Here is a 15,820-nt window from a genome sequence, read left to right as displayed (position 1 = left end):
AACTCGAAGGATCACGCGGTGGCCGCACCGTCGTCCGACGTACACGCCGGCAACGACCTGGGCGACCGCGCTACACCACTATCGGGGACTCAACTGACTGACTGGTTGGATCACCCACCGATCGACGTGACTATCGAATCATTTGATTCGCTGGGCCTTGCCGCGGGGATCAGTCCAGCGGATCGCTGAATGCGCCCCTCCGAACAAGCCGCAGCGGCTCACGCTTGTATGGGAGCGCGATCGCTGGGTTGGGCGACTCGAACTCGCGCGCAAGTCTGTGACCCTCGAACGTGACATCGGCCAGCGGGCGCGGCGACAGCGCATCCCCGATGCAGTGGACAGCTTCGATTCCCGCTTCTTCCAGCGCCTCGTGATCACGGACGAGGTCCTGGTACAAACCGTCGACCGGGACCCGCACAGTCACCAACACGAGTGCGTCGGTGCCCAGCGTGAAGGGCTCCTCGAATTGACCCACTCCATGGATCCGCCCGCGTTGGGCCGAGCTCAACGAGACATCACGATGCATCGCCACGCCGCTGCTGTGAAGCGCATCACGGATGGCCGATCCCTCCAACGTCATATCCGTCTCAGCCGCCACTTGAGCATGTGGTGTGACAAGATCGACTTTGTACCCTTCGTTGGCGAGGAGCTGGGCAACGCCAGCGCCCATGTAATAGCCGTCAGTGTCGTAAACGGTGACGTGACTCCCTTCAGCAGGACGCCGGTCATTGATCAGCACCTGCTCGGGGGTAAACACCCAGTCGGCCCCTTCGACTACGCCCTCCAGTGGGGCATGCGTCCCGGGCGTGAGCCCCGTACCTGACCACCGGGCCCCGGTCGCGACAACCACATGTGATGCCCCGTAGTCGCGGATGTCGTCTGCATCCAACCTGGTCGACGGTATGAACTGCAGATTCGGGAGCTTGCCAATTTGGATCATCCGATGGTCAATGAAACGCGTCCATTCCTGCAGACCCGACAGTCGCCCGACTGGTCGAAGATGCCCGCCGAGATGCTCCGAGGCATCGACGAGGTGCACCATGTCCGCTCCTCGTTTCGCCAGACCGATCGCCGCCTCCATACCCGCTGGACCGGCGCCCACAACCAGGACGCTGACTTCGGGACGGGCGAGAATGTCGAAACGCTCCGGGTGCCACCCTCGCCTGAACTCCTCGCCCGCGGTGGCATTCTGTGCACAGGTGAGATTTCCCCGGTCGAGGCTGCTGATGCAGTGGTTGATCCCCATGCATTCGCGGATGTCCTCGGTGCGCCCCTCTAGGACCTTCTGCGGGAAGAAAGGATCCGCGATTGACTGACGGGCGGATCCAACGATGTCGATGAGCCCAGATCGTACTGCCTGCGCCATGAGATCAGGACTTGTCAGTCGTGACACTCCCACCACCGGCTTCTCCGCAGCGCGGCGCACACGCCCGAAGAGCTCCAGGTTGTGGCCTTCGGGAATGACCCTCGAGGGACTGATATCGCTCCCCCAATCCAGGGAGCCGACGTTCAGGTCCCAGAGGTCGACAAGCGGATCGGCCATTCGTACCAGCGCCACGGTGTCGTCAATGCTCTGTCCCCACGGACCTTGCGTTTCGACTGCTAATCGCGTGGCAATGGCGCAGTCAGCACCCACGGCGTCGCGGACTTGGCTGAGCGTCTCGAGCCAGAACCGTGCGCGGTTCCCCAACGATCCGCCGTACCCGTCCGTACGGTGGTTGTGAAAGGGCGACAGGAACTGCGCGCACAGGTAGCCGTACCCCGCAAGCACGTCCACGATGTCGTAACCGACATCGCGAGCGCGCACCGCTGCGTTTACGAAGGACTGCTGGACCCTTTCGATGTCGTTCCGGCTCATGATCTTCGGAGTCCCCGGCGGGCACGCCGGCGGAGGGAGATCAGAGGACATGCCGGACGCGGAGAGAGCGGGCTCACGGGAGAGTCGACGCAGCGCGTGGACGCCGCCGTGATGGAGTTCGATGCTGGCCAGCGCGCCATGATCATGCACGGAATCCACCATCAGTTTATGGCGACAGGCGTCTTCCTCGTCCCAGATGTCGCTTGAGTGTAAGGGCCACTCGTCACTGCTGGGATCGACACTGGAAAATTCCGTCGACACGGCTGCCCATCCGCCTTCCGCGCGAGTTGCCCGGTATGACGCCCAGGTGGCCGGGCGGAGCGTCCCGTAGGCGGTGCCGTGCGGGACATTGTAAAGGCGGTTACGGAGAGTCTTGGGCCCGATGTCGATTGGTTCGAAGAGGACCTTGTGATGTTCAGCTGGGAGCACGAGTACGGACCTCATGTTGATAAACGTCGGTGATCGCGGGACAGCACCGTCCGGTATCCCGCCGAAACTAGGCGTTCGGCACCGTCGACATACCTAATCGTTCATATCAGCCGGCGCAATCATGGAGGAACGCTAGGGCGGACGCCTTGACTTCCCCTTGTCATGAAGAGACGGAAGAAGACCACATCCTGCCGGATCTCTGCAACTGGTTCCGGAGGGGCATGAGCCCTGCCATCGTCGACAATGAACTACTACCTGCCTGAGGGTCGAGGACCTGTTGCCGGTTACCTGCAAGCAGCCCGCGGACCTTTGCCCGCCTCGGTGTACGTAGCGTTCCAGATTCTCTCCTAGGTTGATGTGGTGACTGCCGCCCAGGCCTCGTGTCGACCTGGTGTCGCACTGCAACGGTTAGCCGACATCGCGAGGAAGGAAATACGGTGCGCGAGATCTTGGAGGAACTCACGAAATGGTGGGACCACGGTGAACCAGTGGGTCTCGCCACTGTTGTGAGCACGTCGAACTCGGCCCCTCGAGACCCCGGTGCTGCCATGGCGGTCGTGGCCAACGGGACCGTCCACGGCTCAGTCTCAGGCGGGTGCGTGGAGGGGGCGGTCTATGAGCTCGTACGCGAGGTCGTGGCTGACGGGGCACCGGTGCTTGAAGAGTATGGGTACTCCGACGATGATGCGTTTGCCGTCGGCCTGACCTGCGGTGGAAAGCTCGAGATCTTCGCCGAGCGTCTCGACAGAACGTCCTTCCCCCAATTTTCTGACGTTGTCGACGACGTCCGCAGTGGACGTCCCGTAGCACTCGCGACGGTCGTCGACCACCCCGATCCCGCCCGGCTTGGTCGACGTCTCGTGGTTCGCTCAGTAGGCGTCGCCGTGCCCACGGCAGGAACACTGGGAAGCCTGAGCGCTGACAAGGCGATCGCGGATGACGTCTTGGGGATGCTCGCCGTCGGTCACAACGGTTTGCTGACCTACGGACCCGACGGCGAGCGGCTCGGCGAGGGCATGAGGGTCTTTGTCCAGTCATTCGCACCAAAGCCAAGGCTGCTCGTTTTCGGCGCCATCGACTTCGCTGCTGCGGTTGCGAGTGTCGGGTCCTTTCTCGGCTACGAGGTGACGGTGTGCGATGCACGACCAGTGTTCGCAACGCAGGCTCGGTTTCCGGCGGCCGACGAGGTGGTCGTGGACTGGCCACACCGCTACCTGGCGAAGGAGCACGACGCTGGACGCATTGACCAGCGTACGGTCATCACGGTGCTCACCCACGACCCGAAGTTCGACGTTCCTCTACTGCAATGCGCTCTAGACCTTCCTGCCGCCTACATCGGTGCGATGGGCTCTCGCCGCACCCACAGCGACCGCCTCGCCCGGCTTCGCGAAATGGGTGTTGGCGAGGAAAAGCTCGATCGACTGTCGAGCCCTATCGGCCTGGATCTTGGAGCCCGGACTCCCGAAGAAACTGCAGTCAGCATTGCGGCCGAGATCATCGCGCACCGTTGGGGCGGCACGGGGTCACCCCTGCGGGAGACACGCGGTGCCATCCATCACTCGGGTTGACATTCTCGTCGATGTCGTCGATGTCGTTGAATCGCCTGGAGACGCAGCACGCTCCGCCAGTTCGACGACGTTCTTCAGGAGCATCGCTCGCGTCATGGGTCCCACACCGCCGGTAGCTTGCGTCCATTTGCCTGCGACCTGTTCGACATCGGGGTGCACATCCCCGAGGATGCCTTCAACCGTACGGGTGATTCCCACCGACAGCACTGTCGCGCCAGGCTTGATCCAAAACGGCTTCACCAGGTGCGCGACGCCAGCCGCGGCGATCACCACGTCGGCGACACGCGTGTGTGCGGCGACGTCGATGGTCGCGTCATTGCACATCGTCACTGTGGCGTGCTCGCTCGGCCTCGTCAGCATCAGTCCGAGGGGCCGACCGACGGTGGTTCCACACCCGATAACGCAAAACTGCGAACCCGTGATCGGAACATCGTTCCCCCTCAACAGTTCCAAGATGCCCCGCGGAGTGCATGGCAGCGTCGCGGGTTGCCCCAACACCAGACGACCGAGGTTGGTGGGGTGTAGGCCGTCGGCATCCTTGTCCGGGTCCACGGCGTTCAGCACTTCGTGTGTGTCGATATGTCGCGGGAGTGGAAGCTGCACAATGAATCCAGAGCAGCGGGGATCGGCATTCAGCTGAGCGACGGCCGCGAGCACGTCGTCGTGTTTTGCCGACGCCCTCAGCTCGATACGCAGCGACTCGATGCCCACCTCCGCGCAATCGCGATGCTTGCCAGCGACGTAGGCACGAGAGCCGGCGTCGTCACCCACCAGGATGGTTCCGAGTCCCGGCCGTCGGCCGACGCCCGCCAATGCCTCAACACGAGCCCTCAGACCATCCTTCACCCCGCTTGCCGCTCGATTGCCGTCGATAACGGTGGCTTTCCGTCCCATCTGTGTGCCCGACCTTTCGCATGCACCGCGCTGAGGCGGCTGTCTTACTAGCGCGAAAACAGTGCCTCGGACCCTGCTGCAACGTAAGTGGCAGATCGGATGAGTCGCGCCCACCGACTGCGGCGATCGTCTAGTCGACCTGGACACCCCTGGGTTGATCGATCGAACAAGAGGACTGCACCACGTCGACACTTCGACGCATGGAACAACGGCCGGCATCGGGCGGAGGCTGGGCATCGACGGAAAGGTGGATCCATGGGAGAGCAGCAACTTCCCCTTCGCGCGCAGGTCGTGATCGTGGGTGGCGGCATCATCGGGGCGAGTACCGCCTACCATTTGGCGCGCCGAGGATGGAGCGATGTCGTGCTCCTCGAGCAGAACACGCTCACCTCGGGTACGACGTGGCACGCTGCCGGGCTCGTCACCCAGGCCCGTGGCACGTGGGGGACCCGTGAGGTGGTCCAGCGCAGCCTAGAGATCTTTCAAGACCTTGAGGCGGACACCGGCTTCTCGACGGGTTTTGTGAAGACCGGCACGATGAACCTGGCCACGTCGAGGCAACGTCTCGAGGAGATCAGACACCAAGCAAGCGTCGTACGCAGCAACGGCATCGACGCACAACTGCTCACCGTGGATCAGACGCTTGAACTCCACCCACTGCTGAACCCGGCGGGTCTCCACGGGAGCCTCTACTTCCCCGAAGACGGACGCGGCACCGCTACGGACACCACGATCTCCCTGGCACGCGGCGCCACGGCTCGCGGCGCCCGCGTCATCGAAGGCGTCGAGGTAACCGGTTTCATAACGACTGGTGACCGCATCAGCGGCGTCACGACGTCCGCGGGAGACATCGAGTCGGAATACGTCGTCAACGCCACCGGGATGTGGGGGCGCGAGGTCGCGGCTAAAGCCGGTGTGGCGGTGCCACTCCAAGCGCTCGCGCACTACTACGTCGTCACAGAAGCCATCAAGGACCTGCCACGCAACCTGCCCACGCTCAAGAGCGGCGACGAGTACGCCTACGTCAAGGACGAAGCGGGCGCGCTGATGGTCGGGTTCTTCGAACCCGGCAGCTACCCGTGGAGCTCGAAAGGCATTCCACGAAGCAAAGGGTACGTCCACCTTCCCGAGGACTGGGAGCATCTGGGACCCTTCTACGAGAAGATGGTGGAGCGGGTCCCTGTCCTCGCCGACGCAGGTATCCGCTTACACTTCTCGGGTCCTGAGAGTTTCACCCCCGACGGCCATTATCATCTGGGGGAAGCGCCCGACCTGCGCAACTACTTCGTGGCGGCGGGGTTCAACTCGGTTGGTTTCCTCTCGGGACCTGGTGCGGGCTCTGTGCTTGCCGACTGGATAATCGATGGCCGCTCCCCCATCGACCTGCCCGAGACAGACCCAGCTCGAGTGCAGCGGCATGAAGTCAATCGGCGCTTCCTGGAAGCCCGGGTCGTCGAGACCTTGGACCTCGCCTACGACGTCCACTGGCCGTTCCAGCAGCGCACAAGTGCACGTCAACTGCGCCTCAGCCCCTTATATGGCCCGACCAAGGCAGCGGGTGCAGTCTTCGGTGAGTTGGCCGGCTGGGAGCGGGCCAACTGGTATGCCCCTCCCGGCGTGGCACGGGAGTACAAGTACACCTTTGACCGGGCGAACTGGTTCGAGCATTCCGCCGCTGAGCACTCCGCGATCCGTGATGGTGTCGGCATGATCGACACCTCCTCGTTCGGCAAGCTGCTGGTTCAGGGCCGAGACGCCGCAAAGGTACTCAGCCGTCTCTCGGTTAATAACATCGACACTGAGGTCGGCAAGCTCGTATACACGCAATGGCTCAACGAGTACGGAGGTATCGAGGCAGACGTCACGGTCACTCGCACCGCGGAACACGAATTCCTGGTGCTCTCGGGGCCAACCACCGTGAACCGCGACCTGGCACGACTACGGCGTCACATCGACGCTGACGAGTTCTGCACTGTCGCGGACGTCAGCGGCACCATGGCAATGGTTGCTGTCATGGGACCCGTAGCTCGAAGGCTCCTCCAACCCCTCACCGATGCCGACCTCTCCGCCGCAGAGTTCCCATTCGGTGCGTCGCGAGAGATCGACCTCGGGTTCGGTTTCGTCCGCGCCACCCGCGTCACCTACGTCGGTGAGCTCGGCTGGGAACTGCTGATTCCCAGTGACATGGCGCACCACGTCTGGGACCTACTCCGCCAGGCGGGTGCCCCGCACGGACTTCGGCCAGTCGGATACCACGCCATGAATTCCCTCCGCCTCGAGAAGGGCTACCGCAGCTGGGGACACGATATTTCAGCGGCTGATGACCCCATTCAGGCTGGGCTCTCCTTCACCGTCAAGTGGGACAAACCCGGAGGCTTCATCGGACGCGAGGCGCTGGAGAAGATCCGAAACCGCGGCGTCGACCGTCGTCTGGTCCAGTTCTTGCTCGATGATCCCGACCAGCAGCTTGTCCACGACGAGCCGATCTACCGCGACGGAGTCCTCGCCGGCCGTGTCGCCTCTGCCCAGTACGGGCACGCGCTCGGCGGCGCCGTAGCGCTCGGATGGGTCACCGCCGACGAGGTCGTTCCGCGCTCCTGGTTCGAAGAGGGCGACTACAGCATCGAAGTCGCGGGCGAACGAGTCACCGCAACTGCCTCGCTCCGTCCTATGTACGACCCCAAGTCCGAAAGGCCCAAGTCCTGATGCGCGATCTCATCCTCACATTGTCCTGCACCGACCGACCGGGGATTGTGGCACTCGTCGCTGGCTTCCTGGCGGACCGCGGCTTCACCATCCGCGACAGCCAGCAGTTCGGCGACGTCGACACAGGCCTATTCTTCATGCGGGTTCATGCGGCCCGCGAAGGCGCACTCGATCTCCGCACACTACGTGAAGAGCTGCTGGACACGGTTGCTGGGCCTCTCAATGCCGAAGCACGACTCCATGACCCATCTCAGCCGCATCGCATGCTAGTGATGGTCTCAAAGCAGGGCCACTGCCTGAACGATCTGCTGCACCGTGTCCGCACGGGCTCGATGCCAGCCTCCATCTCGGCGGTAGTTTCCAACCACGAGAGCTTTCGGGACCTGGTGGAGTGGCACGGCATCCCTTACCACCACATCCCTGTATCGCCCGATAGCAAGCGGAGCGCCGAGGACGAGCTGCGAAAGCTGGTGGCGACCTATGCCGTAGACACGGTGGTGCTGGCGCGGTACATGCAAATCCTCAGCGACGATCTTTGCAGGGACCTGACGGGGCGGGCCATCAACATCCACCACAGCCTCCTACCCAGTTTCAAGGGCGCGCGTCCTTACAACCAGGCGTATGCCCGAGGCGTGAAGGTGATCGGGGCTACCGCCCACTACGTCACCGCCGATCTCGACGAGGGGCCAATCATCGAGCAGGACTTCACGCGGGCGGACCACACCATGGATGCGAGCGATCTCATCGCCATCGGCCGCGATCTAGAAGCACTTGCGCTAGCGCGTGCCGTGACCGCTCACGCCGAGCAGCGAGTGCTCCTCAACGGCTCTAAGACGGTGGTTTTCCGATGACCCAACTGGCCGAGCCACACTGCATAATCACTCTGTGCTGAGTAGATCCAAGGTTCGTAGTGCAAGGTACAGCTCCGCCTGGGTTCCGAACTCCCGCAGATCAGCACCGGTCAACTCCTCAACCTTCCTGATGCGGTACACCAACGTCTGCTTGTGGATGCCCAGGCGACGAGCGCCCTCCTGCCATGAGCGATTCACCGCGAAATAGACTCGCAGCGAGCGGATCAGTTCAGTGTCGTGCGCAGCGTCATAGTCGATGACCGGACCTAGCAACCGACGCACCGCCGCCTCCCCCTCCGCGACAGTCCGAGGCATGAAGGTGGCGCCGTGCGACCCATAGACGGCGAATTGCGCTCCTGACTCCTGTGCTCCTTCGAGGGCCCAGCGCGCCTCACGGGCCGCGTCTGCGAATCGACTGACCGATGCAAACGGCTGGCTGGCACCCGCCACTGCACCGGATGCGGCGAGTTTCTCTTCAAGTTCTCTGGAATGGAACAACTCGTCAGTCACCAAGACAAGATGAACGCCATTGACGATCGTCTGAACGATCGCCCACTCAGGCAGCGCTAGGCCGCCGGCGGTGTGGTCGGTTGACCGCGGAAAGAGCTCGGGTATCTCGGCGGGGCCCGTCGAGCTACAGCCTTTGCGCTGACAAGCTGTCACACGCCAAGGTCCTGGGCCAATGCCCAGAGCGCAGAGCTGTGAATAGGCCTGATCGGGGTCAATCGTGCCGTCGAGCATTCGGCGGACCAGAGTGGATCCGCGGTCGCGGGCCCGCGACGCTAGAGCGGCACGGCGTTCCACCTCGAGCCCGACGATCATTGCTGTGTGCTGGATCAGGACGAGGTCTGCGTGTTCCTGATCCTTGAGGACGCGCACCGCGAGTGCGGCTTCGTCGCCCGCACCCACCGGGACCAGGAGTAGGGACCCAGTTTCGGTTGGCAGACGACTGAAGCCAGGCAGCCGACCTTGGTGCTCACGCGCCCTGCCAACGGTAGCTTCTCGCAGGGAGTCACTGAGCACAACCGGTGACGGAACGAGCTCGCGCCCGAACCGGATGTCGACGACATTGAGGGCGGCGCCGAGCTCCTTTCCGAGAAGCCTGAGCAGGTCTGCCTCATCCTCCAACTCACGAGACTGGGAGCGACGTAGGACGTCGTACAGGCGCAGGACTCGCGAGGCTCGAGACCCGGACCTGTCCCGGTTTCGCTCGGCAACGACACGAGCGATGGTTACGAAAGGAAGACTTCGAGCTGTGAACAGGACCGGAAACGAGAGCTCGTCCGCCACGGCGATTGCTTCGGGCGTTAGCGGCGGCGCTACAAAACCCTCGGCGAGGGTCAATGCCGCGATGCCCGCGCCCGCGAGGTGACGGATGAAGTCGACTTGTTCAGAAGCAGCAGGCGGGAACCCGTATCCATCCGTCATCAACAGATCCCCGTTGTCCATCCAATTCCACGGATCTGAGACTTCGCAAGTGTGCGCCCAAGTCACCGGACGTTCAAGTCCCCCGCGACCAGCGATCAGCCGGGTACGGATGAAGGGATCATTCACGAGCTGGCCGACAGTTAGGTGTATTCGGTCATGATCGCCCGACACGTCCGGAATCAGCGTCGCCATGGGGACAAACCTATCGATTTCCCTGCGACCGTGCGGCAATCAGGCATGGACACGCGCGCCCAACTCGAGCGCCAAAACACCAACAACGATCAACAACATGCCGATGACCTGTACCGGGGCCAGCGTCTCGCCCAGCCAAAGCACCCCGACCAGGGTGATGACGACGATTCCGGCCGCAGACCAGAGCGCGTAGACCACAGCCACATCCAAACCGCGCTGGAGCACCAAGGAAAGTAGAAGAAATGCGAAGGCATATCCCCCTACGACCAATAGGCTCGGCCCAAGCCTCGTGAATCCGTTCGAGGCCCTCAACGAGAGCGTCGCTATGACCTCGACCGCGACTGCCAGAGCCAGGAGTCCGTAGGCTGTCATTTCTCTGCCATCCCCAAAGTAGATTTGACTCTCGCCACCAATTGAGAACGATTAGGCCATTCTCAGTGAAGATGACATGACCTGTCCCGCTCGTTTATCGCCTTCCCGAAGCGCATGGCCCAATCAATCGGATTGATACGCTATGTACCGCCGCTAAACGGGTACAGACGCGATAGTCACCCCGGGGTTACGGCATAGGCCTTGCGCTTTTACTGCGTAGAGGTCGGAAACGTCATGTCTTTGCCTCCTAGTCGTGGCCAGACTTGCCGCTCACAAGGAACGATGGAAATCGTCGGCACTCATGGCTTGTGCATGCATTCCTGCAAGCCAGTAGAGCTCCATCCGGTCCTGTGCGCGAGACCGCCTGAGCGTCACACGCGTACAGGCACCACATCACGCGGTCGGTACGCCCGGTACCGACGGTGCGTCCTCCAGCTCAGGAGGGTCAGAGTCCTCCGCCATTGCCGCAGCTTCGTCGAACGCCTTGCGAGCGGCCTCAACGATCTGCTGGTATCCCGTGCACCGGCAGAGATTGCCGGAGATGACCTCGCGGATCTCGGCGTCGCTCAGTCGACGTGCCTCGTTGTAGACAGGGAGCAAGGTCATGAGCATCCCTGGTGTACAGAAGCCGCACTGTAGGCCGTGGCATGCCGAGAACGCTTCTTGGAGTCCGTGCATGGCGGAGCCACAAGCAAGCCCCTCGACCGTCGTCACCCGACACTTATCGCTCTGGACTGCCAACATCGTGCAGGATCGCACAGGTTCTCCGTCCAACAGAACCGTGCAACTGCCGCAAACACCGTGTTCGCACCCCACGTGCGTGCCCGTGAGGCCAAGTTCGTGGCGCAGAAAATCGGACAAGAGCATCCGTGGCTCGACTTCGCGCTCGTACCTCTCACCATTGACGGTCAGATGGGTCTTCACGCAGATCTCCTCTCGATGTCGGCGCCGGCAAGGTCGAACGCCTGAAGAAGGGCACGCCGCAACGACTCCGCAACGACCGCCCGTCGGTACTCCTTGCTTCCATGCACGTTGGCCTCTGGTGCGAGCAAGTTCGCCGCCAGGGCGACGGCGGTCTGAACGGCAGATTCGTCAACATGGCGGCCAACCAGCTCCGCCTCCAAGCCCTCGGCGAGGGTAGGGCCCGGCCCAGCTGCGATGAGACCCGCACGAACGGATGTGCACCGCCCCTGCATGTCCACAGTCGCGCTCACTGCCGCTCCCCCGATCGCATAGTCGCCCGTCCGTCGCGCGAACTCCGAAAACCCCCAGCGCGTCAGCTCGTTCGCTGCCGGCACCTCAACAGCGACGACCAGTTCTCCGTGCTTGAGGGCGGTCTGGAAATGCGACCCAAAGAAATCGACACCCGCAATGCGCCGCTCGCCCTCGCGCGACAAGGTCACGACTGTGGCTTCAGTGGCAAGGAGCACGGCTGGAAACTCAGCTGCACTGTCGGCGTGAGCGACTGCTCCCCCAAACGTACCGCGGTTGCGAATCTGGGGATGCGCCACCCACGAGGCAGCTGACGAGAGCAAGGGGACGGCGTCACGGACCACTGGGCTGTGCTCGATATCCGCGTGCCGGGTCAGGGCGCCGATGGTGAGCGTGCCGTCAAGATTCTGAACGGTTCGCAACTCAGCGATGCGCGAGATATCCACAAGCAGGGTGGGACTTGCGAACCTCAGGCTCAGCAGCGGGATAAGGCTCTGCCCCCCGGCGATGAACTTTGCGTCCTCGTCGGTCTCGACGAGCCCGATCGCGTGCTCAAGGGACTCGGCAACGGCATATTCGAAAGGCGGGGGCTTCATAGGAACACCTCCGGGGCCTGTTCCCCGTGTCGCTGGCAAGACCGGTCTGCACTAGTCATCGGTGACCCTTCTGTCTGGCAACTGCTCCAAGGAGTTTGACTGCTCGGAGCAGAACCCACCACTGCGCACTCCGGCAAAGACAGCGGCGGATTCGTCACGAGGTGACAAACGAGCGAACGGCGGGTGTTTGGGAGACCAACCTCGGGACCTGGCCCAGGCGCCTCATTACTGGTCGAGGACGTCCGTGGCAGGTCCGCAAGCCACATCGCGAGCGACGCTGCGACTTCGTGACGGAACGCTCGCTGGAGCACCCCACGTCAGGTCGGCACTGGGCTTTCCTCGGATCAAATGATCTAGGCGAGGTGTCGTGTACATACCTGAGTGCAGCGAATCGTGAGCCACAAGCTGTTGGGGCGATCGAGCAGCTCGTAGCCTTTGCGTCGGAGTCGATCTCGGAGGTCCGGACTGTCACTGACGCGGGCAGCACGATGGACATCCCGATTCCGTGCATAGCTAGCCAGCGGATGCCCATGTAGGCCTGGCCGACTGGAGTAGATGTCTTCGTAACACCTGGCGCACGAAGGGTTCGGCCACGGGAAAATCGCCTGTGGCCAACTCCGGAAACGTTGCCGGAAACGATTCCGCTACGCTAGGCGGCGCACTGCCATGGGTCAAGGGAGGAAAGGTGAAGCATGGTTCGTAGGGTGACACTCACGGATATCTCGCGGGAGGCCGGAGTCGGGGCGGCGACAGTCTCGCGCGCCCTGGGCGACCATCCGGACGTGAGCGCAGCCACGCGCGAGCGTGTCCGCGAGGTTGCCCAGCGGCTCGGCTATCGGCCATCGGTCACGGCCCGCGCATTGCGCAGCGGCGGATATCAGACCATCAGCGCCATCGTTCCCGACGCCGAATGGGGATGGTGGGAGCCCGTCGTGCGTGCCGCGTTCGAGGCCGCGGCGGAGGCGGGCTATCAACTCATGGTGCATCCCGTCGCCGGTGCGAAGGGAGGTGTCATCGCGGTCATCGATGGCCTCGTGAACGTGCCTACTGAGGGCGTGATCGTCATCGGCACACCCGATCAACACGCAGTCCGCCAAGCATGCGACAGGATCTCATTCCCTGCGGTGGCAATCGACGACACCAGTAGGAACATCCGATTGCCAACTGTTTCACCTCGCAACCGAATGGGCGCTCGCGAGCTCGTTCAGCACCTCTTGAGCGCCGGCTATCGCAAAATCGCGCTCGGCCGACCTCCGACCAACGGCGACCCTCGGTGGGGTGAAGGATTGTTCATCGAAGAGCGGGTCGCTGGCTATCTGGATGCCTTGGAGGAAGCTGGAATCAGCGTGGACGAGGACCTCATTGTCGGAAGCGCCGATGCTTGGGATGAGAGCCGCGCCCTGTGGCCGGAACTCGATGCGCTCCTTACTAGCGGTCGGCGCTTCGACGCGCTCTTCTGCATCGCAGACCTCATGGCGGCACCAGCGCTCCGCACCCTGCGCGCGCACGGATTACGCGTTCCTGATGACGTTGCTGTCGCGGGATTCGACGACGAGCGAGCCGCCCTGCTGCTCGATCCTCAGCTCACTACTTCGCGGCAGCCATACAGAGCGATGGGCGTCACCGCTGTCGAGCTGCTGCTGCGCGCCATCCGCGGCGAGTCCGTCCCGATCGAGCGCCACGAGCTCGAGACTGAACTCATTGTCAGGTCCTCGACCTGAGCAATACCTTGCGGCAGAGACCGTCGCAAGTGGTACTAGCATCGTCGGCGTCGATAGGCAGCAGGCCCACCGCCCCACAGGGAGCTAACGCGGGCGCCCCTATGGTCACCGCTGGCTGTCGGTCGCCTCTTCGTTCACCTCGCCCATCGCCCACGCATAGCTCAGCTGAACGAGATGCCACACCACTTCGAGTTCGCGACGGTCCCGGGGACCGAAGACAAGGAAGCTATCCTGAGCCGGGTGGGGCATCCCCCATCCACTGCGCGCGGCGACATCTCTTGCCCAGTTGGGGAGGGAAAGATGCAGACTGCCGTCGTGATGGGGATGCAGATGCGCGAACTCGCGGTCGCGCTGGAACCTTTCGGGCAGTGCGGATCCGATGCCCTCCACCAGGTGCAGGGCGCGGGCGTGTGCCACGGACACGAGCGTGGGGGCCATGTAAACGTACGGCAACGAACGCATACGCGACCAGAGTTCCTCCTGCACCATCACAGGAGCGATTTGCGACCGTTGAGCATGGGGCGCTGGCCCCACGACCTCTGGCGCCGGACCCAGACGTCGCGGAAACTCGCTAGAGAAAGCGATATCCATATCAGGCGGACTCGCTGCTAGTCGCCGCTGCCCAGGGCAGACGCCTGCCGGGCGGCCTTGTCGAAAGCTGCGGGGTCGAAGTAGACGTGTTCGGTGACGACCTTGCCATCCACGATCGTGTCCACGAGGGTGGCGTACCAACGGACCGGCACGCCACTCTCTGGCGCGCCGGGTCCGACGTACCTGGCCCGGCACAACAGCTCGCCAGCGACGGTCCTGCTGCTCGCGACCAGAGTTTCGAACTCCACCTCGACCTGGCCATCGGCGAACACGGAGTTGTAGCCCTCGACGTGCTCGCGGAAGGCCGCTTTGCCCCGGACTGGATCGTCCGGGAAGGGCATGTCGGTGTAGACCATGTCATCCGCAAAGCAGTCGATAAGGCCGTCGAAATCGCTGCGTGCCCATGCGGAAATCAGTCGACGGAAGAGGGCCTCGTTGTCGCGCGCGCGCTTAAGTTCCTGCTCTGCGTCCATCGCACCCGCTGTTGCGTTGGATGGTCGCAGCTGCGCCGCGTGCTCGGCCAAGAAAGCGTCGATGTTGCGTGGCGGACGGCCGGTCACACGCTCGACCTCACTCGTGACGATGGCCGTATCCCCCACGATGATGCTCTCAGAGATCCGGGTCATATAGGCGACGAAACCCTCGTTGAGACCGTCGGCGAGCATGCGGGTCTCGGCCTCGAAAACGCCCTCCTCGATAGCCTTGACGGGTTCGCCGGCGGCCGCGGAGATACGCTCCGCGAGCTGGTCGAGGCTCAGCGCCTCCGGACCGGTGAGATCGAGCGCCTGACCCCCCGCCCCGCCGTTAACGAGCAGCTCCGCCGCGACGTCCGCGATGTCGCGAGCGTCGATCCATGCGGTAGCCGAGCCACCGGTGGTCATCACTATGACCCGATCATTGCGGACCATGGGGCCGAAGAACCCCTCGTCGACGATATCCTCCATGTACCAACTCGGACGCAAGATCGTCCACTCCAGCTCGCTGGCCTCCACCACTCGCTCCACCTGCCGCTCGGTGATGTCGTCCGGCCTGTTTTGTGTACCGCACTCGGAGAGGAACACGAGCCGACCTACGCCGGCCGCAGCCATGGCGTCGAGGAACGTGCCCACCACCTCAACGACGGCCGTGGACTCGGGCTTCACGAGGTACACAGCGTCGACGCCCTCGAGCACCGGGCCCCAGGTCGACTCGTCGTGCCAGTCGAACAACACGGGATCGGCGCTCTCGACATCGAGCCGCTCGGGGTGGCGCGAGGCAGCCCGGACCGCGGCGCCTCGAGAGACGACTCGGGGGACGACGTGTCGCCCAGTTTTGCCGCTGGCGCCGACGACCAACACTCGACTCATTGCATATCCTTTCGTTGTGCACATGACCGCACGTCCTTGGCGGCAAGCGCCCATAG

Annotated in this window: 13 protein-coding genes; 5 read left to right on the top strand and 8 right to left on the bottom strand. The window is 63.2% G+C overall.

Translation table 11 applies throughout. The annotated features are described in order from the left end of the window. Nucleotides 1–189, top strand: a 189-nt coding sequence (locus tag ACFWQC_RS25375) for a hypothetical protein (protein ID WP_378684636.1), incomplete at its 5' end; no start/stop codon positions are given. Here the strand turns inward: ACFWQC_RS25375 and ACFWQC_RS25370 are convergent. Further along, nucleotides 170–2,302 carry an FAD-dependent oxidoreductase gene (locus ACFWQC_RS25370; RefSeq protein WP_378684633.1) on the bottom strand — a complete coding sequence of 711 codons (2,133 nt, stop codon included), beginning with the start codon at nt 2,300–2,302 and terminating at the stop codon, nt 170–172. The two genes, ACFWQC_RS25375 and ACFWQC_RS25370, sit on opposite strands and share 20 nt — an antisense overlap. A 422-nt stretch (nt 2,303–2,724) precedes the next feature. Here ACFWQC_RS25370 and ACFWQC_RS25365 point away from each other — a divergent pair, with 422 nt between their 5' ends. Further along, nucleotides 2,725–3,855, top strand: coding sequence for an XdhC family protein (locus tag ACFWQC_RS25365; RefSeq protein ID WP_378684630.1), 1,131 nt, complete (start codon nt 2,725–2,727; stop codon nt 3,853–3,855). Here ACFWQC_RS25365 and ACFWQC_RS25360 read toward each other — a convergent pair. Next, on the bottom strand, nt 3,811–4,749 hold the full coding sequence (locus ACFWQC_RS25360; RefSeq protein WP_378684628.1) for a tetrahydrofolate dehydrogenase/cyclohydrolase catalytic domain-containing protein: 939 nt from the start codon (nt 4,747–4,749) through the stop codon (nt 3,811–3,813). The genes ACFWQC_RS25365 and ACFWQC_RS25360 overlap by 45 nt on opposite strands. 255 nt (nt 4,750–5,004) lie before the next feature. Between ACFWQC_RS25360 and ACFWQC_RS25355 the strand changes: the two genes are divergently transcribed. Then, complete coding sequence (locus ACFWQC_RS25355) at nt 5,005–7,455, top strand: FAD-dependent oxidoreductase (protein WP_378684625.1); 2,451 nt, start codon at nt 5,005–5,007, stop codon at nt 7,453–7,455. After that, nucleotides 7,455–8,306, top strand: a complete 852-nt coding sequence (gene purU / locus ACFWQC_RS25350; RefSeq protein ID WP_378684622.1) for a formyltetrahydrofolate deformylase — start codon at nt 7,455–7,457, stop codon at nt 8,304–8,306. Before ACFWQC_RS25355 ends, purU begins: the two co-directional genes overlap by 1 nt. Before the next feature lie 27 nt (nt 8,307–8,333). On the opposite strand, the gene ACFWQC_RS25345 is transcribed toward purU, so the two are convergent. The 4 genes from ACFWQC_RS25345 to ACFWQC_RS25330 form a co-directional block, all read right to left on the bottom strand. Further along, nucleotides 8,334–9,926, bottom strand: a complete 1,593-nt coding sequence (locus ACFWQC_RS25345; protein WP_378684620.1) for a PucR family transcriptional regulator — start codon at nt 9,924–9,926, stop codon at nt 8,334–8,336. Between the two features lie 39 nt (nt 9,927–9,965). Then, on the bottom strand, nt 9,966–10,298 hold the full coding sequence (locus ACFWQC_RS25340) for a DMT family transporter (RefSeq protein WP_378684617.1): 333 nt from the start codon (nt 10,296–10,298) through the stop codon (nt 9,966–9,968). 393 nt (nt 10,299–10,691) lie between these two features. Next, the gene (locus ACFWQC_RS25335; RefSeq protein ID WP_378684614.1) at nt 10,692–11,222 is read right to left on the bottom strand and encodes a (2Fe-2S)-binding protein; all 531 of its coding nucleotides are present in this window, start codon (nt 11,220–11,222) and stop codon (nt 10,692–10,694) included. Then, nucleotides 11,219–12,106, bottom strand: coding sequence for an FAD binding domain-containing protein (locus ACFWQC_RS25330; RefSeq protein ID WP_378684612.1), 888 nt, complete (start codon nt 12,104–12,106; stop codon nt 11,219–11,221). Before ACFWQC_RS25330 ends, ACFWQC_RS25335 begins: the two co-directional genes overlap by 4 nt. Before the next feature lie 704 nt (nt 12,107–12,810). Here ACFWQC_RS25330 and ACFWQC_RS25325 point away from each other — a divergent pair. Continuing rightward, nucleotides 12,811–13,827 carry a LacI family DNA-binding transcriptional regulator gene (locus tag ACFWQC_RS25325; RefSeq protein WP_378684609.1) on the top strand — a complete coding sequence of 339 codons (1,017 nt, stop codon included), beginning with the start codon at nt 12,811–12,813 and terminating at the stop codon, nt 13,825–13,827. A 105-nt stretch (nt 13,828–13,932) separates the two neighbouring features. Here ACFWQC_RS25325 and ACFWQC_RS25320 read toward each other — a convergent pair whose 3' ends face one another. Beyond that, nucleotides 13,933–14,316, bottom strand: coding sequence for a luciferase family protein (locus tag ACFWQC_RS25320; protein ID WP_378684606.1), 384 nt, complete (start codon nt 14,314–14,316; stop codon nt 13,933–13,935). Nucleotides 14,317–14,435: 119 nt separating this feature from the next. Beyond that, on the bottom strand, nt 14,436–15,764 hold the full coding sequence (locus ACFWQC_RS25315; protein ID WP_378684603.1) for an NAD(P)H-binding protein: 1,329 nt from the start codon (nt 15,762–15,764) through the stop codon (nt 14,436–14,438). Nucleotides 15,765–15,820 lie beyond the last annotated feature (56 nt).

The organism is Nocardioides sp. NPDC058538, assembly GCF_042719275.1.
Lineage (GTDB): Bacteria > Actinomycetota > Actinomycetes > Propionibacteriales > Nocardioidaceae > Nocardioides.
The sequence above is the reverse complement of the archived record's forward strand: the minus strand, read 5'-3'. Positions and strand labels throughout refer to the sequence as shown.

Coding starts and splice junctions, on each gene's coding strand:
- ACFWQC_RS25340 (WP_378684617.1), bottom strand. CDS start 10,298: ATGACAGCCTACGGACTCCTGGCTCTGGCAGTCGCGGTCGAGGTCATA.
- ACFWQC_RS25345 (WP_378684620.1), bottom strand. CDS start 9,926: ATGGCGACGCTGATTCCGGACGTGTCGGGCGATCATGACCGAATACAC.
- ACFWQC_RS25315 (WP_378684603.1), bottom strand. CDS start 15,764: ATGAGTCGAGTGTTGGTCGTCGGCGCCAGCGGCAAAACTGGGCGACAC.
- ACFWQC_RS25330 (WP_378684612.1), bottom strand. CDS start 12,106: ATGAAGCCCCCGCCTTTCGAATATGCCGTTGCCGAGTCCCTTGAGCAC.
- ACFWQC_RS25355 (WP_378684625.1), top strand. CDS start 5,005: ATGGGAGAGCAGCAACTTCCCCTTCGCGCGCAGGTCGTGATCGTGGGT.
- ACFWQC_RS25320 (WP_378684606.1), bottom strand. CDS start 14,316: ATGGTGCAGGAGGAACTCTGGTCGCGTATGCGTTCGTTGCCGTACGTT.
- purU (WP_378684622.1), top strand. CDS start 7,455: ATGCGCGATCTCATCCTCACATTGTCCTGCACCGACCGACCGGGGATT.
- ACFWQC_RS25370 (WP_378684633.1), bottom strand. CDS start 2,302: ATGAGGTCCGTACTCGTGCTCCCAGCTGAACATCACAAGGTCCTCTTC.
- ACFWQC_RS25360 (WP_378684628.1), bottom strand. CDS start 4,749: ATGGGACGGAAAGCCACCGTTATCGACGGCAATCGAGCGGCAAGCGGG.